We start from the raw sequence: 26269 nt of genomic DNA on the forward strand, positions 1-26269 counted from the left end.
CCTATGGGTTAGGTTAGTTGGACAAAGTTAGGCATTAACTTTTAATTAACATTGTAGAATGAATTTAAAGAGTAACAATTCTACTGACAATTAAAGTTCCTTAGCTAAGAACCTGGCCGTATGGCTTTTTTTGACTTTCGCGACTTCTTCGGGCGTTCCGGTAGCCACGACCGTACCGCCGCCCTGACCGCCTTCCGGGCCGATATCGATGATATGGTCGGCAAGTTTGATCACGTCCATATTATGTTCGATGATCAGGATGGTGTTGCCTTTGTCGACGAGTTTGCGGATGACTTCCATAAGCACGCGAATGTCTTCGAAATGCAAACCTGTCGTTGGTTCGTCCATGATGTAGAACGTGTTTCCGGTGTCTTTTTTGGACAATTCCGTAGCGAGTTTTATACGTTGGGCTTCACCTCCGGAAAGTGTCGTGGATTGCTGCCCGAGCGTGATATATCCTAAACCGACGTCCTGAATCGTCTTGATTTTGCGGTAGATTTTCGGGATGTTCTCGAAAAATGTCACGGCTTCGTCTACCGTCATGTTGAGCACATCCGAAATCGATTTGCCTTTGTACCTGATTTCAAGCGTCTCTCGGTTAAAGCGCTTGCCCTGACAGGTTTCGCATTCCACATAAACATCGGGCAAAAAGTTCATCTCGATCGTACGGACTCCAGAACCTTCGCAGGTTTCGCAACGCCCGCCTTTCACATTAAAGCTGAAACGGCCGGCCTTATAACCGCGGATTTGCGCCTCCGACGTCATCGTGAACAAATTCCTGACTTCCGAAAACACGTCCGTATAGGTTGCAGGATTCGACCTCGGCGTACGTCCGATAGGGCTTTGGTCGATATCGATGACTTTGTCGATGTGTTCCAAACCTTCAATCGATTTATACGGCTGCGGTTTCTTGACACCGTTGAAATAATGCGCGTTCAGGATCGGATACAACGTCTCGTTGATCAACGTCGATTTTCCGCTGCCCGAAACGCCCGTCACGACGATCAGTTTGCCAAGCGGAAGGTCGATGGAAACGTTTTTGAGGTTATTTCCGGTCGCGCCTTTGAGCTTCATGAAATTGCCGTTTCCTTCTCGTCTCTTTTTCGGGACTTCGATAGATTTTTCGCCGTTCATGTATTGAGCGGTCAACGTGTGTTCGGCGAGCATTTGTTTTGGCGTTCCCGCAGAAATGATCTCGCCTCCGTATTTTCCGGCTTTTGGGCCGATGTCGATCACATAATCGGCGCGTTCGATCATGTCTTTATCGTGTTCTACGACGATGATCGAGTTCCCGATGTCGCGCAAGGATTCCAGGGAATGGATGAGTTTTTCGTTGTCGCGCTGGTGCAATCCGATGCTCGGTTCGTCGAGGATATAAAGTACGCCGACGAGTTGCGATCCGATTTGTGTCGCCAATCGGATGCGCTGCGCTTCACCGCCCGAAAGTGTTCTCGAGCTGCGGCTCAACGACAAATATTCCAATCCGACATTGACCAAAAAGTGCAGGCGATCGCGGATTTCCTTGATGATCTCGACGGCGATGATTTTCTGTTTTTCGGATAATTTGTCCTCGATCCCGTCGAACCATTTCGTCAAATCGGAAATATCCATATTCGACAGCTCGGCGATATTCTTGTCGTTTACACGGAAATACAGCGCTTCTTTTTTGAGGCGCGTGCCTTCGCAAACCGGGCATTTCACCTCGTCCATGAACTCTTTCGCCCAACGTTTGATCGACGTCGATTCGGTTTCCTCGAACTGGTTCTTGATGAAATTGGAAATACCTTCGAACTCGATCTTGTATTCTTTGGTGACGCCGGCCGCTTTCGACTTGACTTCGAATTTTTCCTTTCCGCCATTGAGAATGACTTCCATGGCTTCTTCGGAAATCTTCTCGATCGCATCGGTGACCTTGAACCCGAATTTCTCTCCGATCGTTTCCAATTGCTTGAAAATCCAGCTTGCCTTGTACTCGCCAAGAGGAGCGAAACCGCCTTGTTTTATCGATAATTTCGGATTCGGAATGATTTTCCTGATGTTGATTTCATTGACCGTACCCAAACCTTTGCAATGCGGACAAGCGCCTTTAGGAGAGTTGAACGAAAACAAGTTCGGTTCGGGATTCGGGTAGGAGATTCCCGTGATCGGATCCATTAATGTACGGCTGAAAAAACGAGCATCGCCCGAATCGTGGTCCATCACCATAAGCACATCCTCTCCATGATACATCGCGGTTTTGATGCTTTCGGTAAGGCGTTTGTCGGTATCTTCAGAATTGTCGATGGCCATGCGGTCGATGACGATCTCAATATCGTGCGTCTTGTAACGGTCGAGTTTCATGCCCGGCGTGATTTCCTTGATCTCGCCGTTGATGCGTACGCGCAGGAAACCTTGTTTGGCGATCTGTTGGAATAATTCTGCATAATGGCCTTTCCTGGCGCGGATGACGGGTGCGAGTATATTGATGCGTTTCGATTCGAAATCCCGTTTGATCAGGTCTTTTATCTGGTCGTCCGAATAACTGACCATTTTCTCGCCCGTGTTGTAGCTGTAAGCTTCGGAACCTCTGGCGTAAAGCAATCGCAAAAAGTCGTAGATCTCGGTAATCGTCCCCACGGTCGAGCGCGGGCTACGGCTCGTGGTTTTTTGCTCGATGGCGATCACGGGAGACAATCCGTCGATTTTATCAACGTCCGGACGTTCCAACCCGCCTAGGAACTGACGCGCGTAAGCCGAAAAAGTTTCTATGTAACGACGTTGTCCTTCGGCGTAGATCGTGTCGAAAGCAAGCGATGATTTTCCCGAGCCGGATAAGCCTGTGATGACCACAAGCTGCTCTCTCGGAATGGTAACGTCTATATTTTTAAGGTTGTGTACGCGGGCACCGAGCACTTCTATAGTTTCGTCTGTCTTTTGCATAAAATTTCGCGGCGGAATATAAGGTGCAAAAGTACGATTTTGGGCTTGATTTTCAGGCAGTGGTTCGGTAAGATTGTGTTAAAGAAAATCCGGATGGCTCATGTACCAAACGCAGTCATATCCTTTGATTATTCGATGACCATCTGCTTGAGCTGCTCGCGATACGCCTCGAGTACGTTGACTTCGGAAAGTAATCCGAAATACTTGCCGTTCTTGATTACCGGCAATGTTTTGATACCCGAAGTCTCGAATTTATGGACGGCGTTCGCGATGCCTTCCTCGAGCGAAATCACTTCAGTTACCGGCGAAATGATTTCTTTAAGAGGCGTGAATTTGATGCGGAACGAATTGAAGATGACAGGTCGGATGGCATCCAGGCAAACGATTCCCACCAAATTGTATTTCTCGTCGATCACCGGAAAAACTTCCTGTTTGGTTTGCGACAGATAATCGACGAGGGTTTCCATCGTGTCGTCGGGCTTGAGCCATTTGGCCTCGTGATGCACGAGTTTAAGGATGTCGATGCTCAAAAGGATGTTCTTGTCTTTATCGGACGTAAACACCTCGTCTTTGTCGGCCAGGTGCTTTACATCCATGGAATGCTTCTCGAATTGCTTGGAAACGGCATAACTTATGGACGATACGATCATCAGCGGCACCATCAATCCGTAGCCGCCCGTAATTTCCCCGATAAGGAAAATAGCGGTCAAAGGCGCATGGAACAAACCGCTCAAAATACCCGCCATTCCGACGATCGTAAAATTTCCGACGGGCAACTGATGACTCATCAAACCTGTCATATTTACGAGTTTCGATACGAAAAAGCCAAGATACGAACCCACGAAAAGAGAAGGAGCGAAGTTACCTCCGTTACCACCGCTGCCCAAAGTCAAGCCCGTGGCAAATGCTTTGAGCAACATCGTAATTCCGAGAAAAGCCAACAAAATCCAATCGTTGTCCTTGAAACGCTCGAGCAACGTATTGTCGAGCAAAGCGCTTGGATTTTCGTTTGACAACGTCTTGATGCTTTCGTATCCTTCGCCAAAAAGCAACGGGAAAAAGAAAATCAGTATGCCGAGTATCGTCGCCCCGAAAAACGCGCGTTTGTACGCCTTGTTTTTCATCCGCGAGAAAAACTTCTCGACGCGCTGGAAATTGCGCGCGTGATAAAGCGACACGAATCCAGCCAAAATCCCAAGCAAAATATAAAACGGAATGTTGCGGTAATCGAACGTATTGAGGCTTTTGAACGACAGCAAAACTTCTTCGTTAAGCAAAACCGTCGACACCAAAGCGCCCGTCGCCGCCGAGATGATGATCGGAACGAAAGCCGAAATCGTCACATCGGTCAACACGACTTCTATCGCGAACAAAACCCCGGCGATCGGAGCGTTGAAAGCAGCGCCGATTCCCGCGGCAACACCGCAGGCAAGCAACAGCAGACGATCTTTTTGCGACAGTCGGTACTTTTGGGCGAAATTCGAACCGATGGCCGCACCCGTAATGGTAATCGGGCTTTCGAGTCCGGCCGAACCGCCAAGTCCTACGGTAAGCGAGCTCGTCACGATCTGCGCGTACATTTGTTTGCGCGGCATGATTCCGCCTTTTTTGGCGATCGCGTACAGGATTCGCGAACTTCCTTTTTCAAGGCTGCCGTCGAGAAAATTCCTGATGACAAAAACAGTCAAAACGATTCCGATAATCGGAAAAATAGAATTGATATAAGGGAGTTTGAGATACGTATTCACATAATTGGCGAACACGAAAACGTAATGGGCGAAACTTTTGAGTACGATTACCGCAAGCGCGCAGCTCAACGCGACGACTACGCAAGACAAGTAAATGAAGTGCCTCTCGGACAACAAGGTTTTCGCAATGAAAAACAAGCGTTCGAACTGTCGGGCGATTTTGCGCAGAAGTAAAATTACGGCTGATATTTTTCGTTCGGGCATCGTTCGGGAATGGATTCGCTAAAATACGCCAACCAAGCCAATGTCACAAGTTTTTAAGAGCCTCGCGCTTACTCAACGGAGAAAGTCGGTTTTTTGACACGAATTCAACAACGGCTTCGGGATTGGTCTTGGCGTATTCGCGAAGTGCCCATCCGATGGCTTTTGGGATGAAAAACTCTTTGTTCGACGCATGTTTACGACATTCTCCGAACAATAATTTCTCATTGGTTTTCGATTTATACCCAAGCTGGAAAAGAATTACCGAACGATTGAGCCACATGTTTTCGGAATCGGAAAACCGCTTGACGACTTTAGGGATTTCATCGGGAAAAGCCAACAGGTAATTTCCGAGAATGTGCTTGGCCAGGAAATCGACGGAATCCCACCAACTGTGCGTCGTCAGCAGCTTTTCGATTAGGCCGATGTCCTCTTTTTCATATCGGTTCTTGATTTCTTTGTACAGGATTTCCATGGCGCAATAATGGAATTCGCGTTCGGGAAGCTTCCAAAGTTCGAGCGCGATGTTTCGATAATCGGACTTTATTTCTGCCGAATGTTCATTCCAAATCGGTTTGAGAATCCCTTTTCGTTTCTCGTTCCTAATACCTAGATACGGAAATAGGTTTTTCATATAAGCGGCCATAGGTTCCGCGGCCTTTTTATCGCTGTTTTCGTCCAGCACGCGTTTCAATTCTTTTACGAAATCCATAAGTATGGTTTTAAAAACCCGATGCCGCATCGTCACCTCGTTTGTCGGCGCCGGCTTCTTTTGTCCCGTCTTTGCGGATCAAGATCGCATCGACCTTACCGATTACGGGCGCATATTTCTCGTCGATTTTATATCCTTTGGCTTCGAGATTGGTGATTTGCTCGCTCGAAAGCGTACCCGGTTCGATCATTACCGAATCGGGCAACCATTGATGATGGAAGCGTTTGGCCTCTACGGCTTGTTGCATGCCCATCCCGAATTCGGTCACGTTCAAAATCGTCTGCAATACAGAAGTGATGATCGTCGAACCGCCCGGAGTTCCTAGAACCATGAACAATTTGCCGTCTTTTTCTACGATCGTAGGTGTCATCGAACTCAACATACGCTTACCGGGAGCGATGCTGTTGGCTTCGGAACCCGTCAATCCGAAATAATTCGGGACGCCGGGTTTTGCGCTGAAGTCGTCCATTTCATTGTTCAGGAAAAAACCAAGCTCATCGCAATACAGTTTCGAACCGTAGGCGCCATTCAAAGTCGTAGTTACCGAAACCGCATTGCCAAAAGAATCGACAATAGAAAAATGCGTGGTCTCGTCGCTCTCGGAAAACGCGATTTCACCATGGGAAACATCGGACGATTTCGTGGCTTTTTCAAAACTAAAACCACTCATGCGTTGCTTCAGATAATTTTTATCAAATAATTGATTTTTAGGTACATTGGTAAAATCGGGGTCACCTAAAAAATGATTGCGGTCGGCATACGATCGGCGCTCTGCTTCGGTAAGTAATTGAATGTATTGTTCCGAATTGTGGCCAAGGCTTTTAACGTCGTATGATTCGATCATCTTGAGGATTTGACCCAAACAGATTCCGCCGCTGCTTGGCGGCGCCATGGTCGTCACGTGTAGTTTTTTATAGTAAAATTCAATCGGCCTTCTCCATTTGGACTTGTAGCTTTCAAGATCCGAAAGCGTCATGATGCCGCCTTTTGCCTTTAGGTAAGCGATGAGCTTTTTCGCGGTTTCGCCTTTGTAGAACTCATTCCGGCCGTTTTTGGAAATGCGTTTCAAGGTTTCGGCCAGTGCAGGAAAACGAATGGTGTCGCCAATTTTGTAGCTTTTCGCATATATCGTGTTTATTCCGTTGAGGCGGATGATATCTTTTTGGTTGTTTTCGATGTGTCTGATGTCTTTTTCAGAAAGTACGATTCCTTTTTCGGCTAAAGCGATTGCGGGTTCAAACAACTTTTTCATCGGAAGCGACCCGAATTTGGCATGTATGTCGTAAATCGCCGCGATCGATCCCGGAACGCCCACGGCCAGCGCGGTTTCGGTACTTTTTCCGGGAATCACGTTGCGGTCTTTATCGAGGAACATGTCTTTCGACGACGCTTTCGGTGCGGTTTCACGAAAATCAAGCGTGCCTTTTTCGCCATTGGCCTTACGATATACCATAAATCCGCCTCCCGAAATATTGCCCGCATATGGATAAGCGATCGCCAATGCGAGTTGGGTAGCGATCATCGCATCGAAAGCATTGCCGCCTTGTCTGATGATTTGAAGTCCTATGTCCGAGGCTTCTTTTTTGGCCGAGACGACCATCGCTTTTTTGGCCGTGACCTGAGCGAGTGAAAGTTGACACGAAAACAGTAACAGTAGCAGGCTGAAACGTCTCATAAGGAATGCAATTTCTGTGCTGCGTTTTGTCTCAAATCCTCGAAAAATTCGATGAATTCCGATTCGAATTCGGTATAGAATTCCTTGAGTTCTTCTATGGCGAACTGCATTTTCGAGTTGTTTCGCGTGCGTTGGTCCATTTGGTACAGGATGCGAGCGATGCCGTCGACGAATTGGTAATCCCAAAGCCAATTGTATTTGATCATATACGGCATCATACCTTTGGTTTTGTCGGTGAGCAAATCGTAATTCGACTCGAGCGAACGATAGAAGTTGTCGACGAAATCCTCAAGTTTCTCATCGGAATACCTGCTCCAGTTTTTGGCCAGGAAATGATCGTAAACCACATCCACGATCACACCCGCATAATGGTGGTATTTCTCATGAAGCCTTTTGGTACTTTTCCTGAAAACAGGATGGGAATCGGTATACGTATCGATGAACCGATGCAGCATCACGCCTTTCTGGATGTCGGGATGCATGGTTTCGTATTCTTTTCCACGGATGCCGTCGGCCATGAAATTACCGATTTTCAAAAGGTCGCTATTGCCCGAAAGATAAATGTGTGCGAGGAAATTCATAAGTTAAATGTAGCGAAAAGTGCCGAAGTGCTAAAGTGTGGGGCGTTTAAGTTTCAGATTTGCGCCGATTGTCGAAAATCTGTTCAAATCAACGAATCGGCTTATGAGCGAATCGACAAACGATTATCTTTGCCCATCCAGTAAATAAAAATCAATAAAATGACATTAATAAAATCCATATCGGGAATCCGCGGCACGATAGGCGGCAAGACCGGAGACAACCTGACGCCCGTCGACGCCGTAAAATTCGCCTCGGCTTACGGAACCTGGCTCAAAAATTACAGCAAAAAGGAAAAGCTTACGGTCGTAATCGGTCGTGATGCGCGTATTTCGGGCCCGATGATACACAATTTGGTCGTGAATACGCTTATCGGTCTTGGGATCGACGTCATCGATTTGGGACTTTCCACAACACCGACCGTAGAAGTGGCCGTGCCTCTTGAAAAAGCAGACGGCGGTATCATTTTGACCGCTTCGCACAATCCGAAACAATGGAATGCGCTCAAGCTTTTGAACGAAAAAGGTGAATTCCTCAATGGAGCCGAAGGTGCCAAAATCCTCGATATCGCCGAAGCGGAAGCGTTTGATTTCGCCGATGTCGACAGTTTGGGCGAAATCATCCCGAACGATGCGTATATGGACATCCACATAGACGAAGTGCTCGAGCTTCCGTTGGTCGATGCCGAAGCGATCAAAGCCGCAAAATTCAAGGTGGTCGTAGACGGCGTGAATTCGTCCGGAGGCGTCATCATCCCTAAACTTTTGGAGCAGCTCGGCGTCGAGACCGTAAAATTGTATTGCGAACCGAACGGGCATTTCCCTCACAATCCGGAACCTTTGAAGGAACATTTGGGCGATATCTGCAAATTGGTCGTCGAAGAAAAAGCCGATTTCGGAATCGTCGTCGACCCCGATGTGGATCGTTTGGCGTTCATTTCGGAAGACGGTGAAATGTTCGGGGAAGAATATACGCTTGTCGCAGTTGCCGATTACGTGTTGAGCAAAACGCCCGGAAATACGGTTTCCAACATGTCGTCGTCGCGCGCTTTGGCGGACGTGACCGCAAAACACGGCGGAAATTATGAAGCCAGCGCGGTAGGCGAGGTGAACGTCGTCGAACTCATGAAAGCGAACAATGCCGTAATCGGAGGCGAAGGAAACGGCGGCATCATTTATCCGGAATTGCATTACGGACGCGACAGTTTGGTTGGCGTAGCGCTTTTCCTTACACATCTGGCCAACAAAAAAATGAAGGTTTCAGAGCTTCGTGCTTCGTATCCAGAATACTACATGAGCAAGAACAAGATCGAGCTCACGCCGACTTTGGACGTGGATGCGATCCTGACCGCGATGACCGACAAATACAAATCGGAGAAAATTTCGACGATCGATGGCGTAAAAATCGATTTTGCCGAAAATTGGGTACACTTGCGCAAATCGAATACCGAACCGATCATCCGCATCTATACCGAAGCGAAATCGCAAAAAGCAGCAGACGATTTGGCTTTGCGCATCATAGACGAAATCAAAGCCGTGGCCGGAATCTGATGAAAAACATTTTTTCGGCTTTATTGCTACTCATCACCGTTTGCGGGTTTGCACAAGACAAAGCCTGCGGATGGTACGGGACGCTTTCGGCCGAAAAAAGACGGACGATGCCTCCGTTCGCTTCGGCGCACAGGATTTTCGCGATCTCGTTTTTCACTACGGCTTATTCCGACAAGCCCATCGTAGACGACAACGGACGCGAAATCGTAGCCGAGGACAGTGCATCGGTCGCCGGTAAAATGGGTTTCAAGGTGCTGCGTGAATTCGACGTCTCGCATATTTTGGGCGGAAGGACGAAAAAATTCGCCGCAATCGAAATGGCCGAACTCAATAAGGCCGAGAAAGATTCGTTGAGCCGTTGGTTTTTCAATTATCGCGCGAATCCCAAAGCAAAAGAGCTTGGGATGCAGACCTCGAAGTGCTACACGCCGCGCAATGCCATTATGTTCGTCGACGCTTCTAACAAAGTCGTAGCTTATATCGAGGTAAGTTTCGAATGCAACCGATTTGTGATCAGGCCCGATGTGGATTGGTTCAACCAGTTGAGTTTGCTTTCGGGATGCGATGGGAAGTACGCTATTTTGAGGCAGATTTTCAGGAGAAAGAAAATAGGGTATGGGGTTGATGCGATGAAGTAGCGGGTAAAATGTGAATGGTGATTGTGAGATGTGAATCGTGAAATGACTGAATAAAAAAATCCGTCTTTTTAGGACGGATTTTTCTTTTGTACGGGTTTGGTTATTCCGCGTTCTTATTGCGTTGAGGCGGTTTCGGATTCGACTTGGCGTTTTTCGCTTCGTTGGCGTCCATCATTTCCATGAGTTTGAGCCCGAGCAATCCGCTTATGGAACCTTCCGATCCGTTGTTGCCTGAAATCAGGACATCCGGAATGACTTTGATGTTGCCTTTTCCGATTTCCTCGGTAATCTTGTACTTGGTAAAGTTGTCGCCCCCCATGGCCGAAACCTGCAATTGATAAGCCTCGGCAGTCGATTTACCTACGGCCATGATTTTTTCGGCTTCGGCAAGACCTGTTTTCGAGATGCGTTCGGCTTCGGCACTTGCGGTAAGTTTCGTTGCTTCGGCTTGCGCGCCGGCTCTTGCTTTGGTCGCTTCGGCTTCTGCATTGGCACGCATTTTTGTGGCTTCGGCTTCGGCGTTCACGTTGAGTTTCAAACTTGTCGCGTCACCTTCGGCTTTCTTGACGGCGGCGTCGGCGGTGCGTTGCGCGATTTCGACACTTTGGGATGCACGTACGATTTCTTTCTGCATATCGGCGATCGCTGTTTCTTTTTCAACCCCTTGACGTTGTTCTTGCGCCATTTTCTGGGTTTGATACGTCTTTTGCTCTTCTTCGGCGATTTTACGGTCGGTAAGCGTTTTCATCAACGATTCTGGCGGAACGATGTCTCCGATCAACGTATCGACCGCATTTACGTTGTATTCGTCTAGTACTTCGCGAATGTGGTTCTTTGCCGAATCCTGTCTTTCCTTACGTGTGCTAAGGAATGAAATCACGTCGCTGTCTTGGGCTGAGTTACGGAAATAGTTACCGATAGTAGGTTCCAAAACCTGTGAAACCAGGTTGGTCATCGATCCGAAACGCGCAATTACTTTAGGCGCTTCGTTTGCCGGAACGTGGATGATTTGCGCCACGTCGAGGTTGAACGGGAATCCGTCTTTGGAACGCACGGTAATCGTAGACAGGTTTTTATCAAGATCGTGGGATTCGCTGCGTGCGTTCGCCCAGTTCAAAACGAGGTTCGTCGTCGGTACGGCTTCGAGTTTGGTCGTGTACTTGTTGAGTGCGTATTTTCCAGGCCCAAGCGGTTCATGCCAAACGCCTCGTTGACCTTTGGACACGATGTTTCCGTGTTTGAAGGTTTCCCCCGTAACGTCGAGCCCGTCTTCTCCAATATACGAAATCACGACGCCGACGTATCCGATAGGCACATCCGTCATCGGATTCTGCTCGATCTGAACAGCCCATGTGTTCAGGTAATACGAACCGGCAAGCATGACCTGAGGCTGCAATCCCCGGTTTCCGCCGTTGCCCAGGAAAGCATCGATATCCTGAAAATTGTTGTGGCCTTCGACAAATTTACCGGCAATTTGTCCGAGTGGAATCGGCTCACCGTCCATTGCCGTAACGATTCCGACCATATTTTCGAAAATCTTTACCTGATCGACGATCACGATCTCGAACAAATAGGTGTTGATACGGTACGAACCAGTCGTAATGAACGCCGTCTGTCGGCCTTTTTGTCCTCCATTGTTGAGAAATGCCATCGCATCCTGGAAATTGTCCGAATCGACACGACGTGCCAAGATATGGCCTGTCGGGATTTCACGTCCGTCCTTTGCCAATACCAGTCCGACTTTGCCTTCCGGAATGATTGTGAAGGATACCATGTCGACTTTGTATTGCCAGAACCACATGGCCCAATACAATCCTGGCGCGAGTGTCTGGGCTTGGAAACCGGCTTCTCCTTTGGTGGCGATGATTCGTCCGTCGGGAAGTGCTTTGTCGGCTCCGAAAATCACGAATTTTTTGGTGACAAGCCCGATTTTGTCTTCGGGAACGATCACCATCCCAAAGAATACCCTTAGGACGAATTTGTACAATACGATACAGATAACCACGGGAATTACCCAGGCTAATAAAGAAATGTTTGTCATGGTTTTGGTGTTTTAACGAGGACAAAATTAGGAGGACGTCGAATATGATTTAAGAAAAATCTTAAACTTTAACATTCGCAAAAATGCGATTAAAAAACTTCGAAAAACACCTCGTTTAAGGCCTGAAATTGACAAGCCGTGACACGATTTCACTTGTCGCCAACCATGATTGGCATCTTGAGTTTTAACAAGCCTTAAGATGAATTTAAAACGAAATCGCTTTAGCTGAACTGCAGCGTGCTCAAACTTCTGTAAAGTCCGTTTTCATGCAGCATCAATTCGGAATGCGTGCCTTGTTCGATGATTTCGCCTTTGTCCAGTACCAGGATTTTATCGGCGTTGCGGATGGTGGACAATCGGTGGGCGATGATGATGCTCGTACGTCCTTCCATCAAAACCTCGAGCGCTTCCTGTACGAGTTTTTCGCTTTCGCTGTCGAGAGAAGACGTAGCTTCATCCAAAATAAGAATAGCAGGATTTTTCAAGAGTGCGCGTGCAATCGCGATGCGTTGGCGTTGGCCGCCCGAGAGTTTGATGCCGCGTTCACCAACGATGGTGTCGAATTTTTCAGGGAAGCCATTGACAAAATCATACGCATTTGCACGTCTTGCAGCGGTTTCGATTTCCTGTTCGGTGGCTTCGGGTTTTCCGTAGGCGATGTTTTCGCGTATCGTTCCTCCGAAAAGAATCACGTCCTGCGGCACGATGCTCATGTTTCCGCGCAACGTTTCAAGGTCGTATTGGGAAATGTCTTTTCCGTCGATCTGGATGTGTCCGCCTTCTATATCGTAAAAGCGCAACAACAATGAGGCAATCGTAGATTTCCCGACGCCGCTTGGGCCGACGAGCGCGATCTTCTGTCCGAAATCGGCACTGAAATTCACATCTCTCAAAACCTGGATTTCTTGTCGCGACGGATAACTGAACGCAACGTGCTCGAACGCAACTTCCCCTTTTATTTTAGGGATGTCGCTTTGTGGGACAGATTTTATTTGTTCTGATTCTTCTCCCAACAATTCGAAAACACGTTCGGTCGCGCCTACGGCCTTTTGTAATTGGGAATAGATTTCTGCAATTCCGCCAAATGAAGCTCCTACAAAGATAGAATACAGCACGAAAGAAACCAATTCGCCTATTTTCATGTCGCCTTGGATAATCAGTACCACGCCGTACCAAACCACCGCTACGATCGAGCCAAAAAGACACAAGATGATGAACGAAGCAAAGTAACCGCGGTATTGGCCGCCTTTAATTCCCAGATTAATGACTTCCTTGATTCTTTCCGAATAGCGTCCGATTTCGAACCATTCGTTCGCAAACGCCTTGACATTTGTTATGCCTTGCAAGGTTTCCTCGACCACAACTTGACTTTCGGCAACGGCGTCGGACGTCTTTTTGGAATATTTGCGGATAAACCTTCCAAAAATCACGGCGGCAATGACAACCAACGGTACGATTGCAAGCATCATCAGCGTCAGTTTCTCGCTCATGAAAGCAAGCAGGATAATTCCTCCTATAATAAGCGTGAATTGTCTTAGGAATTCGGCAAGGCTGGTGGCTAAAGTGTCATAAATTTGAGAAGTATCGGCGCTAAGTCGGCTGTTGAGTTCGCCAACACGTCTTTGGGAATAGAACGTCATTGGCAACTTTATCAAATGGCTGTAAAGCGCAAGACGCAGGTTTCCAAGCGTGTGTTCAGTGAATTGGATGAAAAGCGACAACCTGAAAAACGAAAAGAATGCCTGGCAAAATAAGATGCCGAGCAAGCCCAGGGCAATATTGTTCGCTTTCGGCAGATTTCCTTCCTTGGCGCAGTCGACCAACATTCCTACAAGTTTTGGAAAGGCTAATGCCGTCGCACTTGTCAAAATCAAAAAGACGAGCCCTAGATAGAATTTCCATCTATGGTTTCCCGAAAATTTAAAAATCTGTAATCCTCTTTGAAGTGATGAAGCCGTTATCTTGGCTTTGGGAAGGTCGTTTTCCGCTCTGCGTGGCATTGGGTTGGAGTTTGCCCAAAAATACGAAAACGAGTTGTTAAGGATTCTTTAATTATTTGGGAATCATCACAAGGCAACTTGAATTTGATCGAACGAATTATTTCGATTTTTCGATTTTCCTCAAAAGCGCTTTGTCTGAACCGTTGACGACTTCGAGCACGACCGCCTGATTTTTTGTGGTTTCGCCCGAAATGACATACAATTTACCGCCTTTTACCGAGACATTGCTTTTAGAAAAGTCTACATCTCCTTTGGTCAGTACATATTTGATGTCGTTCTTATCGATCCAGCCTTGCGCGAAAGTACTGTCGGCCTGGGTTGAATAATAGAACGGTTTTTGGCGGATATCGTTAAGCACACGCGCGTTCGGAAAGTAGTTACAGCTCACGCCTTTTTGGCTCCACATCATGGAAACGAAGAAAATACCGATGGCGAATCCGAAAATATAGTAGGCGAAACGGGCGTAGAATTTCATGTGGTCTGATTTGGGCGCAAAGGTAGCAGGATTTGTAGGATTGGCAAGGTGTAATATGAGTTTGTGAAATGTGAAATGTGAAATGTGAAATGTGAAATATGAAATGTGAAATGTGAATGTGACGTCTAACATTTCACATTTTACATTTCACAATCAAAATACGATCAAATTCACGTCGCTGTCCGGAAGACCGAACCAATCGCCGATCACTTTGTTGGTGAGTATGCCGTGATACATATAGACGCCGTTGCGCAAGCCTTTGTCCATGCGGATCGCGGGTTCGATCCCACCGTTTTCGGCAATCTGCAACAGATAAGGCGTGATGATGTTCGAGATTGAAAGCGAGGCCGATTTTGAATAACGCGAAGGAATGTTCGGCACGCAATAATGGATCACGTTGTGCTTGATGAACGTAGGTTTTTCGTGGGTCGTGACTTCGGATGTCTCGAAACAGCCGCCCATGTCGATCGACACGTCTACGATCACCGCGCCGCGTTTCATGTGTTCGACCATGGTTTCGGACACGACGACGGGACATCGATCTTTGCCTCTCATCGCCCCAATCGCGACATCGCAACGCCTAAGCGCTTTGAGGATGCTTTTGGGTTGTATGGTCGAAGTGAAGATGCGGTTGTTCAGGTTTTGCTGCAAACGACGCAATTTGGTGATCGAATTGTCGAAAACCTTGACGCTTGCGCCCAATCCCAATGCGGATCTTGCGGCGAATTCACCTACTGTTCCGGCTCCGAGGATGACGACTTCTGTAGGTGCGACGCCCGTAATATTTCCAAACAGCAAGCCTTTCCCGAATTCGTTGTTGATCATGAGTTCGGCCGCAACCAAAATGGAAGCTGTTCCGGCAATTTCGCTCAAGGATTTTACGGCCGGATACGATCCGTCTTCGTCCTTGATATATTCGAAAGCCAACGCAGTGACCTTCTTCTTGGCCAAAGCTTCGAAATATTCTTTTTTGCGTGTTTTTAATTGGATGGCCGAAATGACGATCGTCGAAGGCTTGACCATCTCGATTTCCTTCATCGTAAGCGGCTCGACCTTGAGTAGGATAGGGCAACCCATGACTTTTTTGGTGTCGGCCGTGATTTCGGCTCCGGCATCGCTGTATTCCTTGTCGCAATAGCTCGCGGAAAGTCCGGCACCTGCTTCGATCATCACGCGATGACCGTGGGATACCAACGAATTTACGCCGTCCGGAGTCAGGCAGATACGTCTTTCCTGATAGGAAGTCTCTTTGGGAATACCGATGAAAAGCTCGCTCTTTTGAGGCGTCACCTCGAGAGTTTCTTCCTGCGGCAGCAGTTGCTGCTTGGTGAAAGGCGTTAAGGCCATGGTTTGGGAATTTGCTTGCCTAAATTAGGCAAAAATGTGGAATGGAGAAAGGTTTTTTTAGTTGTAGAGGCAGTTGCGGTTACAGAAGACAATTCTTGGCCAAAACCACTGTATTTTCTGCTAACGCAACTGTCGACTATCCTACTACGTTCTCCATCTCCAACCTGCGTCTTCCGTCTTCCAAAACCGATAAACGGATGACCGAATGTGACTCCGGGATCAGGTTCGGGATTTGTTCAGGCCATTCGATAAGGCACCAATCACCCGAATACAGGTATTCATCCATGCCCATGTCGTACGCTTCCGACTCGTTTTTGAGTCGGTACATATCGAAATGATACAAACGTTCGTGCGGATTGATGTGATATTCGTTCACGAGCGAGAATGTCGGGCTGCTCGTTGCACCTTCAACGCCCAGAGCGCGCGCGATCTCTTTGACCAACGTGGTTTTTCCGACACCCATTTCGCCATAGAACAATAGTACTTTTTTAGGCTCGGAATCGAGGATTCGGCGTGCGGCCAGGTGGATTCCGTCTAAATCGAATTCAAAAACCATAGTTTATTTCGGGTTGAATACCAAAAACGGGACGATCATCTCTTCCAGCGAAATACCGCCGTGCTGATACGTATTGCGGTAATAGCTCACGTAATGGTTGTAATTGTTCACGTAGGCGAGGAAATCGTCGTTTTTGGCAAAGATAAACGACGAACTCATATTGATCGCAGGCAACCCGATTTTCTTCGGGTCTTTCACCGCATAGACTTCTTTTTCCTCGTACGACAAACTGCGGCCTGTTTTATAGCGCAGATTCAAACTCGTGTTCTTGTCGCCGATGACTTTCGACGGATTCTTGACGTTGATCGTACCGTGATCGGTGGTGATGATGAGCTTGAAGCCCAGCGATTGCGCTTGCTGGATGATTTCGAGCAAAGGCGAATTGCGGAACCAGCTCAACGTAAGCGAGCGATAGGCTTTGTCGTCCGAGGCGAGTTCTTTTACCACGTCCATTTCGGTTTTGGCGTGCGACAACATATCGATGAAGTTGTACACGACCGTCACCAGATCGTTGTCTTTATAGGTCTTGAACGATTCGGCAAGTTTTTTACCGCCCGCAAGGTTCGTGATCTTGAAATAATCTTGTTTGATATTGAGTCCGAGGCGTTTCAATTGGGCCGTAAGGAATTCGGCTTCATGCAGGTTTTTTCCGCCTTCGTCGATGTCGTTTTTCCAGTATTGCGGGAATTGTTTTTCCATTTCTATTGGCAGCAACCCCGAGAAAATCGCATTCCTCGCATATTGCGTAGCCGTCGGAAGGATAGAGTAGTAGGCCGTTTCCTTTTCGAGCTTGTAATGGTTCGACACGACAGATTCGAACGACTTCCATTGGTCGTAACGCAGGTTGTCGATGACCACGAACAGTACCGGCTTATCCTTTTTCTTGAGTTCGGGCACGACCAATTCCTTGAAAAGCACGTTCGACGTGACCGGTTTGTCGGCTTTTGGCTCGAACCAATCCTCGTAATTGCGCTCGATGAATTTTCCGAATTGGGAATTGGCTTCGGTCATTTGGGATTCGAGGATTTCGATCATGCTTTGGTCTTCGATGTTCTCGAGTTCAAGCTCCCAGAAAATGAGTTTCTTGTACGTATCGACCCATTCTTCCCAAGAATTCACCATGGCCATTTCCATGGCGATCTTACGGAATTCCTTTTGATAGTCGAGCGTCGTCTTTTCTGAAACCAGACGTGAATTGTCGAGGTTTTTCTTGAGCGAAAGCAGGATTTGGTTCGGATTAACGGGCTTGATCAGGTAATCGGCGATCTTGGAACCGATGGCTTCTTCCATGATATATTCCTCTTCCGATTTGGTGATCATCACCACAGGCACCGACGCTTTCTTTTCCTTGAGTTCAGCAAGTACTTCGAGGCCACTCATTCCGGGCATGTTCTCATCGAGGAAAACGATGTCGAAGTTCTTCTCGTCGAAGACATCGATCGCATCCGGGCCGTTGTTACGCGTGGTCACTTCGTAGTTTTTCTTCTCGAGGAATATGATGTGCGGCTTGAGCATGTCGATTTCGTCGTCTACCCAAAGTATTTGAATTTTATCCATTTTGTGTTGTCTAATTTGGTCGGCAATTTAACATTTTAACATCTCGGCCGATGCCAAAATTTTTATAAACTTACTCAAGGCACTCACGCACTTTTTTGCTCAGGCACTTATACAAACAGAAAGAGGTTTCATAAAAATGAAACCTCTCTCATCAATAACCTAAATAACAAATAGAAATCTAACTTTCTGAAATTGTTCTTCAGGTTCTTAAGTATTTATATCGCTATAATTACAAGAACTAAGTTAGCTCAAAAATCTGTTGCGAAGGCACTGATTAACGTTTATTTAACCGCTTTTCGGAAGCTTATTTCGCTGGTTCCCACAATTCGATTTTGTTGCCTTCGCAATCACGGATGTGCACGAATTTCCCGTACTCATAAACCGCGATTTCGTCTACAATTTCGACGCCTTCTTTCTTAAGTTCCTCTACGAGTGCTACAAGGTTTTCCACGGTGTAGTTGATCATGAATTCCCTTGAAGACGGTTCAAAATATTTGGTCGTATCGGGAAACGGGCTCCAAAGCGTATAGCCGTTTTCATCGGACTCGATTTGCTGTTTCCAATGAAATTGTGCCCCGTAAGGACTTACGTTGATCCCGAGATGCGTTTTGTACCATTCGTTCATCTTTTGCGGATCCTTGCATTTGAAGAAAATGCCTCCGATTCCTGTTACTCGTTTCATTCTTATTTTTCTTTAATCGATTAGTCGAATTTTATTTTAAGCTTTTACGTACTTTCTTTTCATGACAAGCGCGGCAATCAATGAAACCAGGATTCCCAACGGCAGAATTTCGGTATAAGTGACCAAGGCCACGCCAAGAGGCGTCGAATACATCTTGCGCGAGAACTTGAAATCTTCATTCATCTTGCGCAGTTCTTCTGCGGTCTTGCCGGCCTGTTTCGCTTTTTCCATGCACATGGCGATGTACTTTTCCATAAAATCGGGATAGAGCATGTAATATTCCACAAGCCATGTCAAAACATAAAATGTGGACGCGATAAGACTGATGAGAAGCCCGACCTGTAATGCTTTCCCGAACGTGATGGTTCCGTTCGAATAGTTGTCGCGATAACTTTTGATGCCTACGAAAATGAATGCGAAAGCGATGATCATCGATCCGAAACCGACGACCATTCCCCAATCGCCCATCATCACTTCTTCGATACCGATTATGGCCGACAGCATCAACGTGAAACTTACGATCAGACCCGAAATTAGTCCGTACTTAAAAATTGTTTTTTTCATGTGGTAAGGTTTTGAGATTTATACCGCAAAGTTGTGTCGGACACTACAAAATCGGCTCATACTTTCGGGTGATTTTACCAAAATCATACTTTTAGGCGAGTGGTTCAGGCCAACAAACCGAGCTTTTTTGCCTTTTCGACGGCTTGCGTGCGACGGGCGACCTCAAGTTTTTCGAATATGTTGGCAGCATGTGTCTTGACCGTATTCAGCGAAACGAAAAGTTCAGATGCGATCTCGTTGTTGCTATGGCCTTTTGCCATGAGTTGCAGCACTTCCAGTTCGCGTTTGCTTATGCCGAGGCGATCGAGTTCGGCCTGGTTGATTTCGATATCGATTTTCGCCGGAACCATTTTCTCTACGATCACCGTTTTCGGCTTGACCAACTTGAGCGCCAGCCAAATCCCGAGTGCCGTGAACAGCAATGCGATTCCTGCGACAAAAAATTCCATCGTATAATCGAAAACGAAAAACCGAATTTCGAGGAAGCGCAACGCGAACAATGCGATGCCCATGATAAGGCTGTAAAAAATCGTCTCTTTGTGTCTTGAAAAAAATCGAGGTTTCATCGGTTCAAATTTATGAAATCACGTTTGGGAAATGACTCTTTCGATTTCATAAAGTGATTTGTCCGAATTCAGCAGAAGATGCAAAACTGATTCGGAAACCGCACCCTTCTTTAAATAATTGCGGATTTGACGGATGCGTTTCATCGTATCGCCAGAAGTCCTTAAGAATTCGCCTGTGTAATCTGAAACATCTTTGTGGAAGTAATGCAACGAATTTGCATCTGACTTCAGAAAGTACAGTTTTTCATGTTCGTTATCGCTCGCAAAACCTGACCAATCGGCATATCCGGACTTTTGACGCGATGTTTTTCCCGTGCTGGCGACCAACCTCCATTTGCATTTGGCGGCACGTCCCCAATGGTTCGATTTGCGGAAAACTCCCTCATCGGAAAACCAATATTGGCTACCCGAGGAACTTGTGTAGTCGGGAGAACGGTCGGGGGTTTCGGACTCCTTGAAAATGCAGAATGTGCTTTTATGGAAATTGGCGCGATTGAAAGGCATGGACTATTTTTTACCACTACAAATCCCCATCATGATTTTGGGGTTGCAGACCTAACAGGTTTCTAAAACCTGTTAGGTCTGCAAAGGTCGGCTTTTATCACAATCGTCCTTTACATTTTTTCTGCCTTTTTTGTTAATTACGGCTGAGGCGTCACCGCTTTCTTCTGCGGCGGATTCAACGTATCGTTCAATTTATTCGGCACGCCGCTGTTTGGTTGGGTTTTCACGTTCTGGCTTTGACCTTTCTGTTTGGCGCGCATTTCACCTTCCAATTCCTTCTCGCTTTGTTTCTTGACCGAATTGGCTTTCGCATCGACCGCCGCCGAGCGCTCTACTTGCTTTTGTGTCGGTCTTGGCGGTTCCTGTTGAATCTTATCCTGGTCGGCTTGCCCGTCTTGCTGGGCGCTCGCTATTCCAAAAAAGGCGAGCATTGCCGAAGTGATGATGAACTTTTTCATGATTTCGCATTTTGGATTTATTTAAAGGTACATCCGACGTTTCCAAACGTTTTGCATTTAAATCGGATTAACGCGGGTTTAACCGCTTTTGCCAATGAATGTTAACGGGAAAGCGGCTATATTTGTGCTTCAAATTGTACGCCGTGGCCCAAACGAATAAACTCAAGATTCTCAACGATCCGATTTACGGGTTCATCACCATCCCAAACGAGCTTATTTACGACCTGATCGAGCATCCGTATTTCCAGCGTTTGCGCCGGATTTCACAGATGGGATTGTCGTATTTGGTGTATCCGGGCGCACATCACACGCGTTTCCATCATGCAATAGGAGCGATGCACATCATGCAAAAAGCCGTCGAGGTCCTGCGTTTTAAGGAGGTCAGGATTTCCGATGAAGAAGAAACCGCTTTGCTCGTCGCGATCCTGTTGCACGATATCGGCCACGGACCGTTTTCGCACGCCATGGAGCATTCCATCGTCGAATCGGTGAACCACGAGTCGATCTCGCTTTTGTTCATGGAAGAGCTCAACCGTCAATTCAACGGAAAACTATCGCTCGCCATTCAGGTTTTTAAAGGCGAATACCACCGTAAATTCATGCTTCAGCTTATTTCAAGCCAGCTCGACATGGACCGCATGGATTATTTGAAACGCGACAGCTTTTACACGGGCGTGGCCGAAGGGAATATCAATTCCGACCGCCTGATCCAAATGATGAACGTGGTCGACGACACGCTTGTGATGGAGGAAAAAGGCATCTATTCCGTAGAGAAATTCCTTATGGCGCGCCGGTTGATGTACTGGCAGGCGTACCTTCACAAAACCAGTCTCGTCGCCGAATTGATCCTGATGAAAGCGTTGAAAAGGGCAAAAGAGCTCGTGCAGAAAGGGCAGAAGCTCGAATGTTCGGGAAACCTTCAGTTTTTTATGGATAACAAGGTCACGCTTGACAATTTTGACCGAAATATCCTCGACCGATTTTCGAGGCTCGACGACTACGACATCGTGAGCGCGCTCAAAAGCTGGCAATTTTGTGACGATTTCATCCTTTCGGAACTCAGCCGGATGATCGTGAACCGCGACCTGCTCAAAGTAAAATTAGGCGCCGAAAAGTTCACGAAAGACGAAATGGATTCGTATTTGAAAAGTTACGCTTCAGAAAAGGGCATTTCGATAGAAGAAGCGCATTATTTCGTGTTCAAAGGCAAAATCAAGAATCAGGCGTACAGCAAAGAAGCAGAACCCATCCGCATCCTTAAGAAAGACAGGACTGTCGAAGATGTGGTCGAGGCTTCTGACCAATTGAACCTCAAGGCACTGTCTAAACCGGTGACCAAATATTACATCTGTTTCCCAAAACATCTTTCAGAAAAATAAGGTAGAAAATCAAATTTTTATATTTTTGTCGGGATGGAGACGAACCAAAATTTCGCATATAAGTACGGTAACGTTTTCACGGATTCCATTCTATGTCAATGGAAATTTTAATCAGATAGAATGAAATTCACAGCAGCACAAATAGCCGGAATACTAGAAGGTGAAGTCGTCGGGAATCCCGAGGCCGAAGTATCGAAGCTCGCTAAAATAGAAGAAGGAACCCCAGGTTCGCTTACCTTCCTTTCCAACCCGAAATACGAGAATTACATTTATTCGACACAGGCTTCGATCACGATCGTGAACGCGTCTTTCGAGCCCGAATCTCCTATAACCACCACGCTTATCAAAGTTGCCGACGCTTACGGCGCGTTTACCCGATTGCTCGAAGTGTACAACCAGGTCAAACTAAACAAGACCGGAATCGAACAGCCATCGGTGATTTCCGATAGCGCGAAATACGGCGAAAACCTGTATTTGGGAAGCTTCAGTTATTTGGGAGTGAATGCGGTTTTGGGCGATAACGTCAAGATTTACCCGAACGTTTTTATCGGTGACAATGTGATAATAGGTAACAACGTAACCATTTTTGCAGGTGCTAAAATCTATTCGGAAACGGTGATCGGGAACGATTGCACGATCCATTCAGGCGCCATTATCGGTGCCGATGGTTTCGGATGGGCGCCGACACCCGATGGTTCGTACAAAAAAGTTCCGCAAATCGGAAATGTCGTAATCGAGGACAATGTCGATATCGGCTCGTGCACCACTATCGATCGTGCTACGATGGGTTCGACCGTGATCCGCAAAGGCGTGAAACTCGACAACCAGATCCAGATCGCGCACAATGTCGAAATCGGCGAAAATACCGTAATCGCAGCCCAAACTGGAGTTGCGGGTTCTACCAAAATCGGTAAGAATTGCCAGATCGGCGGGCAGGTCGGTATCGTAGGCCATCTCGTAATCGGCAATAACGTACGCATCCAGGCCCAATCGGGAATCGGAAAAAACATCAAGGACGACGAAGTGCTTCAAGGCAGCCCGGCGTTCACATACGGCGATTACAACAAATCCTATGTCCATTTCAGGAACCTTCCTAAAATAGTTTCGGACATGGACGAATTCATGAAACAAACCAATAACAACAAATAATGGTTAAGCAAACAACCATAAAAAATGAAATATCGCTTACCGGAGTAGGTCTTCATACCGGTAAGGACGTAAAAATGACCTTCAAGCCCGCACCCGTGAACAACGGGTATACTTTTGTAAGGGTAGACCTTGAAGGAAGCCCCGTAATCGAGGCCGACGCGAGTTACGTAGTCAATACGCAACGCGGTACGAACCTGGAGAAATTGGGCGTCAAAATCCAGACTTCTGAACACGTTTTAGCGGCTTTGGTCGGATGCGACGTAGACAACGTGATTATCGAGCTCGACGCTTCGGAACCGCCGATCATGGACGGTTCTTCGAAATATTTCGTCGAAGCCATTGAGAAAGCGGGAATCGTGCAACAGGACGCCGAACGCTATTATTACGTGGTCAAGGAAGTCATCTCTTTCAACGACGAGGCCACCGGAAGCGAGATCATTGTGATGCCCGCAGACGACTATCAAGTGACCGCAATGGTCGATTTCGGTACGAAGGTATTGGGCACACAAAACGCGACGATGAAAAACGTTTCGGAGTTCAAGACCGAAATCGCCGATTCGCGTACATTCAGCTTCCTTCACGAACTCGAAACCTTGCTCGATCACGGTTTGATCAAAGGAGGCGATTTGAATAACGCGATCGTTTACGTGGACAAGGAAATTTCCGAAAACACGATGAAGAACCTCAAATCGGCTTTCGGGAAGGACAATATCTCTGTCAAACCGAATGGCATCCTCGACAACCTTACGTTGCACCATCCGAATGAGGCCGCACGCCACAAATTGCTTGACGTGATCGGCGATTTGGCGCTTATCGGTACGCGCATCAAAGGAAAAGTCATCGCGAACAAACCGGGACATTTCGTCAACACGCAGTTCGCCAAGAAAATGCAAAAAATCATCAAGATAGAACAGCGCAACCAGGTTCCTACTTTCGACATTTACAAAGAGCCGTTGATGGATGTGAACAAGATCATGTCTATGTTGCCGCACCGTCCGCCGTTCTTGCTTGTCGATAAGATCCTCGAGATGTCGGACAGCCATGTCGTAGGTTTGAAAAACGTGACGATGAACGAAAGTTTCTTCGTAGGGCATTTTCCCGGAGCGCCCGTAATGCCAGGTGTTTTAATTGTGGAAGCCATGGCGCAAACCGGCGGCATTCTTATTTTGAGCTCGGTTCCGGATCCGGAAAACTACCTCACGTATTTCATGAAGATCGACAACGTGAAATTCAAGCAAAAAGTACTTCCGGGTGATACGCTCGTATTCTATTGCGACCTTATTTCCCCGATACGCCGCGGTATCTGTCACATGCAAGCCAAAGCTTATGCCAACAACAGATTGGTAGCCGAAGCCGAACTGATGGCACAAATCGCAAAAAACAGCTAAACAAGAACTTATGAACCAACCGCTGGCATACGTCCACCCGGGCGCTAAAATAGCAAAGAACGTCGTGATCGAACCGTTCACGACCATACATAACAACGTCGTCATAGGCGATGGCACCTGGATAGGATCTAACGTAACCATCATGGAAGGCGCGAGAATCGGGAAGAACTGCAATATTTTCCCGGGCGCGGTCATTTCGGCCGTTCCCCAGGATTTGAAGTTCGGAGGCGAAGAATCACTTGCGATCATCGGCGACAACTGCACGATCCGCGAATGCGTTACGATCAACCGCGGTACGATCGCTTCGGGCCAGACCACTTTGGGCAACAACTGCCTCGTGATGGCTACGGCACACATCGCGCACGACTGCCATATAGGCGACAACGCAATCATCGTCAACGGTGTGGCGTTGGCCGGACACGTGACCGTAGGAAATTATGCGATCATCGGAGGTCTTGCCGCAATCCACCAATTCATCAGCATTGGCGACCATGCGATGATTTCTGGCGGATCGCTTGTGCGCAAAGACGTCCCTCCGTATACGAAGGCCGCGAAAGAACCGCTTTCGTATGTCGGAATCAATTCGGTAGGATTGAGAAGAAGAGGCTTCACTTCGGAAAAAATCCGCGAACTGCAGGACATTTACCGCATCCTATACCAGAAAAATTACAATACTTCCCAGGCTTTGGGCATTATCGAGGCCGAATTCGAGGCGACTCCTGAACGCGATGAAATCATCATGTTCATCAGGAATTCTTCGCGTGGTATCATGAAAGGATATTCGGGAAGTTATTAATTTTGGAATTTGGAAATTTGGAAATTTGGAAATTTGAAAATGAGGCAATTGTAGTAAACGGCTAGCCGTATTATAGAATTGAAATTCAGAAGTCATTTTTTCATAAATCCAGTACATTTCCAAATTTTCAAATTCTCAAATTTTCAAATTAGTTAATACATAATTTTATAATTCATAATTCCAGATAATGGCAAGTACAGCTGACATCCGCAACGGATTGTGTATCAAATACAATAACGATATCTACAAAATCATCGAATTCCTTCACGTAAAACCTGGTAAAGGACCGGCTTTCGTTAGAACGAAACTCAAAAGTCTTACGAACGGAAAAGTGCTTGACAACACGTTTTCGGCTGGCCACAAAATTGAGGAAGTACGTGTAGAGACGCACGAATTCCAGTTTTTGTATGCAGAAGGCGACAACTACAACTTCATGCACACCGAAACTTACGAGCAGATTTCTTTGAACAAGGACATCCTCGATGCACCTCAATTGCTCAAGGAAGGTTCTACGGTAAAGGTCATCATCAACGCCGAAACCGAAGCGCCGCTTTCTGTGGACATGCCGGCATCTGTAGTCCTTGAAGTCACTTATGCCGAGCCTGGAGTAAAAGGAAACACGGCCACGAACGCTACAAAACCTGCTAAAGTAGAAACAGGAGCATCGGTAAACGTGCCGCTTTTCATCAACGAAGGCGACAAGATCAAGATCGATACGGCTTCGGGTGCTTATATGGAACGCGTTAAAGAATAATTGAATTTGAAAATGCGGGAATTTGAAAATT

Annotated in this window: 23 protein-coding genes; 7 read left to right on the forward strand and 16 right to left on the reverse strand. The window is 47.0% G+C overall.

What is annotated here, in order from left to right; translation table 11 throughout:
• Positions 1–90: 90 nt before the first annotated feature.
• The 5 genes from uvrA to HZF10_RS03080 form a co-directional block, all read right to left on the reverse strand.
• Entirely contained in the window at positions 91–2919 is a 2829-nt protein-coding gene (gene uvrA, locus HZF10_RS03060) for an excinuclease ABC subunit UvrA (RefSeq protein WP_176004705.1), read from the reverse strand.
• Positions 2920–3047: 128 nt separating this feature from the next.
• On the reverse strand, positions 3048–4871 hold the full coding sequence (locus HZF10_RS03065; protein WP_176004706.1) for a chloride channel protein: 1824 nt from the start codon (positions 4869–4871) through the stop codon (positions 3048–3050).
• A 43-nt stretch (positions 4872–4914) separates the two neighbouring features.
• Positions 4915–5580, reverse strand: coding sequence for a DNA alkylation repair protein (locus HZF10_RS03070; RefSeq protein ID WP_176004707.1), 666 nt, complete (start codon positions 5578–5580; stop codon positions 4915–4917).
• Between the two features lie 10 nt (positions 5581–5590).
• Positions 5591–7255: a gamma-glutamyltransferase gene (gene ggt, locus HZF10_RS03075; protein ID WP_176004708.1), complete on the reverse strand. Its 1665-nt coding sequence runs from the start codon at positions 7253–7255 to the stop codon at positions 5591–5593.
• Positions 7252–7836 (reverse strand): acyl carrier protein phosphodiesterase, encoded by a 585-nt coding sequence (locus tag HZF10_RS03080; RefSeq protein WP_176004709.1) that lies wholly within the window; start codon positions 7834–7836, stop codon positions 7252–7254. The genes ggt and HZF10_RS03080 overlap by 4 nt, the downstream gene beginning before the upstream one ends.
• Positions 7837–7995: 159 nt before the next feature.
• Here HZF10_RS03080 and glmM point away from each other — a divergent pair, with 159 nt between their 5' ends.
• Both glmM and HZF10_RS03090 read left to right on the forward strand, forming a co-directional pair.
• Positions 7996–9384: a phosphoglucosamine mutase gene (gene glmM / locus HZF10_RS03085; protein ID WP_176004710.1), complete on the forward strand. Its 1389-nt coding sequence runs from the start codon at positions 7996–7998 to the stop codon at positions 9382–9384.
• A complete protein-coding gene (locus tag HZF10_RS03090) occupies positions 9384–10022 on the forward strand; it encodes a hypothetical protein (protein ID WP_176004711.1) in 639 nt (212 codons plus the stop codon). Before glmM ends, HZF10_RS03090 begins: the two co-directional genes overlap by 1 nt.
• A gap of 100 nt (positions 10023–10122) precedes the next feature.
• Here HZF10_RS03090 and HZF10_RS03095 read toward each other — a convergent pair whose 3' ends face one another.
• The 11 genes from HZF10_RS03095 to HZF10_RS03145 form a co-directional block, all read right to left on the reverse strand.
• Positions 10123–12063 carry an SPFH domain-containing protein gene (locus tag HZF10_RS03095; RefSeq protein ID WP_176004712.1) on the reverse strand — a complete coding sequence of 647 codons (1941 nt, stop codon included), beginning with the start codon at positions 12061–12063 and terminating at the stop codon, positions 10123–10125.
• A gap of 221 nt (positions 12064–12284) precedes the next feature.
• Positions 12285–14063, reverse strand: coding sequence for an ABC transporter ATP-binding protein (locus HZF10_RS03100; RefSeq protein WP_176004713.1), 1779 nt, complete (start codon positions 14061–14063; stop codon positions 12285–12287).
• A gap of 97 nt (positions 14064–14160) precedes the next feature.
• Positions 14161–14538, reverse strand: coding sequence for a DUF4258 domain-containing protein (locus HZF10_RS03105; protein WP_176004714.1), 378 nt, complete (start codon positions 14536–14538; stop codon positions 14161–14163).
• A 153-nt stretch (positions 14539–14691) separates the two neighbouring features.
• Positions 14692–15885, reverse strand: coding sequence for an alanine dehydrogenase (locus HZF10_RS03110; RefSeq protein ID WP_176004715.1), 1194 nt, complete (start codon positions 15883–15885; stop codon positions 14692–14694).
• A 136-nt stretch (positions 15886–16021) separates the two neighbouring features.
• Positions 16022–16441, reverse strand: coding sequence for a tRNA (adenosine(37)-N6)-threonylcarbamoyltransferase complex ATPase subunit type 1 TsaE (gene tsaE, locus HZF10_RS03115; protein WP_176004716.1), 420 nt, complete (start codon positions 16439–16441; stop codon positions 16022–16024).
• A gap of 3 nt (positions 16442–16444) precedes the next feature.
• Complete coding sequence (gene porX, locus HZF10_RS03120) at positions 16445–17998, reverse strand: T9SS response regulator signal transducer PorX (RefSeq protein ID WP_176004717.1); 1554 nt, start codon at positions 17996–17998, stop codon at positions 16445–16447.
• Between the two features lie 304 nt (positions 17999–18302).
• On the reverse strand, positions 18303–18680 hold the full coding sequence (locus HZF10_RS03125) for a VOC family protein (RefSeq protein ID WP_176004718.1): 378 nt from the start codon (positions 18678–18680) through the stop codon (positions 18303–18305).
• Between the two features lie 36 nt (positions 18681–18716).
• Positions 18717–19244 carry a DUF4199 domain-containing protein gene (locus HZF10_RS03130; protein WP_176004719.1) on the reverse strand — a complete coding sequence of 176 codons (528 nt, stop codon included), beginning with the start codon at positions 19242–19244 and terminating at the stop codon, positions 18717–18719.
• A 104-nt stretch (positions 19245–19348) separates the two neighbouring features.
• Entirely contained in the window at positions 19349–19810 is a 462-nt protein-coding gene (locus HZF10_RS03135; RefSeq protein ID WP_176004720.1) for a helix-turn-helix transcriptional regulator, read from the reverse strand.
• Positions 19811–19828: 18 nt separating this feature from the next.
• The gene (locus tag HZF10_RS03140) at positions 19829–20314 is read right to left on the reverse strand and encodes a hypothetical protein (protein ID WP_176004721.1); all 486 of its coding nucleotides are present in this window, start codon (positions 20312–20314) and stop codon (positions 19829–19831) included.
• A gap of 137 nt (positions 20315–20451) precedes the next feature.
• Positions 20452–20772, reverse strand: a complete 321-nt coding sequence (locus HZF10_RS03145; protein WP_176004722.1) for a hypothetical protein — start codon at positions 20770–20772, stop codon at positions 20452–20454.
• A gap of 143 nt (positions 20773–20915) precedes the next feature.
• Here HZF10_RS03145 and HZF10_RS03150 point away from each other — a divergent pair, with 143 nt between their 5' ends.
• From HZF10_RS03150 to efp, 5 genes are all read left to right on the forward strand, one after another.
• Positions 20916–22151 carry an HD domain-containing protein gene (locus HZF10_RS03150; RefSeq protein WP_176004723.1) on the forward strand — a complete coding sequence of 412 codons (1236 nt, stop codon included), beginning with the start codon at positions 20916–20918 and terminating at the stop codon, positions 22149–22151.
• Between the two features lie 120 nt (positions 22152–22271).
• A complete protein-coding gene (gene lpxD, locus HZF10_RS03155; protein WP_176004724.1) occupies positions 22272–23300 on the forward strand; it encodes a UDP-3-O-(3-hydroxymyristoyl)glucosamine N-acyltransferase in 1029 nt (342 codons plus the stop codon).
• A complete protein-coding gene (locus tag HZF10_RS03160) occupies positions 23300–24688 on the forward strand; it encodes a bifunctional UDP-3-O-[3-hydroxymyristoyl] N-acetylglucosamine deacetylase/3-hydroxyacyl-ACP dehydratase (RefSeq protein WP_176004725.1) in 1389 nt (462 codons plus the stop codon). Before lpxD ends, HZF10_RS03160 begins: the two co-directional genes overlap by 1 nt.
• Positions 24689–24698: 10 nt before the next feature.
• Complete coding sequence (lpxA, locus tag HZF10_RS03165) at positions 24699–25484, forward strand: acyl-ACP--UDP-N-acetylglucosamine O-acyltransferase (RefSeq protein WP_176004726.1); 786 nt, start codon at positions 24699–24701, stop codon at positions 25482–25484.
• A gap of 187 nt (positions 25485–25671) precedes the next feature.
• Complete coding sequence (efp, locus tag HZF10_RS03170) at positions 25672–26238, forward strand: elongation factor P (protein WP_176004727.1); 567 nt, start codon at positions 25672–25674, stop codon at positions 26236–26238.
• Positions 26239–26269: the final 31 nt, after the last annotated feature.

It is taken from the genome of Flavobacterium agri, assembly GCF_013401995.1.
GTDB classification, from domain to species: Bacteria; Bacteroidota; Bacteroidia; order Flavobacteriales; family Flavobacteriaceae; genus Flavobacterium; species Flavobacterium agri.

Coding starts and splice junctions, on each gene's coding strand:
- HZF10_RS03135 (WP_176004720.1), bottom strand. CDS start 19,810: ATGAAACCTCGATTTTTTTCAAGACACAAAGAGACGATTTTTTACAGC.
- HZF10_RS03105 (WP_176004714.1), bottom strand. CDS start 14,538: ATGAAATTCTACGCCCGTTTCGCCTACTATATTTTCGGATTCGCCATC.
- HZF10_RS03090 (WP_176004711.1), top strand. CDS start 9,384: ATGAAAAACATTTTTTCGGCTTTATTGCTACTCATCACCGTTTGCGGG.
- HZF10_RS03070 (WP_176004707.1), bottom strand. CDS start 5,580: ATGGATTTCGTAAAAGAATTGAAACGCGTGCTGGACGAAAACAGCGAT.
- glmM (WP_176004710.1), top strand. CDS start 7,996: ATGACATTAATAAAATCCATATCGGGAATCCGCGGCACGATAGGCGGC.
- HZF10_RS03080 (WP_176004709.1), bottom strand. CDS start 7,836: ATGAATTTCCTCGCACACATTTATCTTTCGGGCAATAGCGACCTTTTG.
- efp (WP_176004727.1), top strand. CDS start 25,672: ATGGCAAGTACAGCTGACATCCGCAACGGATTGTGTATCAAATACAAT.
- HZF10_RS03140 (WP_176004721.1), bottom strand. CDS start 20,314: ATGCCTTTCAATCGCGCCAATTTCCATAAAAGCACATTCTGCATTTTC.
- HZF10_RS03095 (WP_176004712.1), bottom strand. CDS start 12,063: ATGACAAACATTTCTTTATTAGCCTGGGTAATTCCCGTGGTTATCTGT.
- HZF10_RS03100 (WP_176004713.1), bottom strand. CDS start 14,063: ATGCCACGCAGAGCGGAAAACGACCTTCCCAAAGCCAAGATAACGGCT.
- porX (WP_176004717.1), bottom strand. CDS start 17,998: ATGGATAAAATTCAAATACTTTGGGTAGACGACGAAATCGACATGCTC.
- ggt (WP_176004708.1), bottom strand. CDS start 7,255: ATGAGACGTTTCAGCCTGCTACTGTTACTGTTTTCGTGTCAACTTTCA.
- HZF10_RS03160 (WP_176004725.1), top strand. CDS start 23,300: ATGGTTAAGCAAACAACCATAAAAAATGAAATATCGCTTACCGGAGTA.
- HZF10_RS03110 (WP_176004715.1), bottom strand. CDS start 15,885: ATGGCCTTAACGCCTTTCACCAAGCAGCAACTGCTGCCGCAGGAAGAA.
- uvrA (WP_176004705.1), bottom strand. CDS start 2,919: ATGCAAAAGACAGACGAAACTATAGAAGTGCTCGGTGCCCGCGTACAC.
- lpxA (WP_176004726.1), top strand. CDS start 24,699: ATGAACCAACCGCTGGCATACGTCCACCCGGGCGCTAAAATAGCAAAG.
- lpxD (WP_176004724.1), top strand. CDS start 22,272: ATGAAATTCACAGCAGCACAAATAGCCGGAATACTAGAAGGTGAAGTC.
- HZF10_RS03130 (WP_176004719.1), bottom strand. CDS start 19,244: ATGAAAAAAACAATTTTTAAGTACGGACTAATTTCGGGTCTGATCGTA.
- HZF10_RS03145 (WP_176004722.1), bottom strand. CDS start 20,772: ATGAAAAAGTTCATCATCACTTCGGCAATGCTCGCCTTTTTTGGAATA.
- HZF10_RS03065 (WP_176004706.1), bottom strand. CDS start 4,871: ATGCCCGAACGAAAAATATCAGCCGTAATTTTACTTCTGCGCAAAATC.
- HZF10_RS03125 (WP_176004718.1), bottom strand. CDS start 18,680: ATGAAACGAGTAACAGGAATCGGAGGCATTTTCTTCAAATGCAAGGAT.
- tsaE (WP_176004716.1), bottom strand. CDS start 16,441: ATGGTTTTTGAATTCGATTTAGACGGAATCCACCTGGCCGCACGCCGA.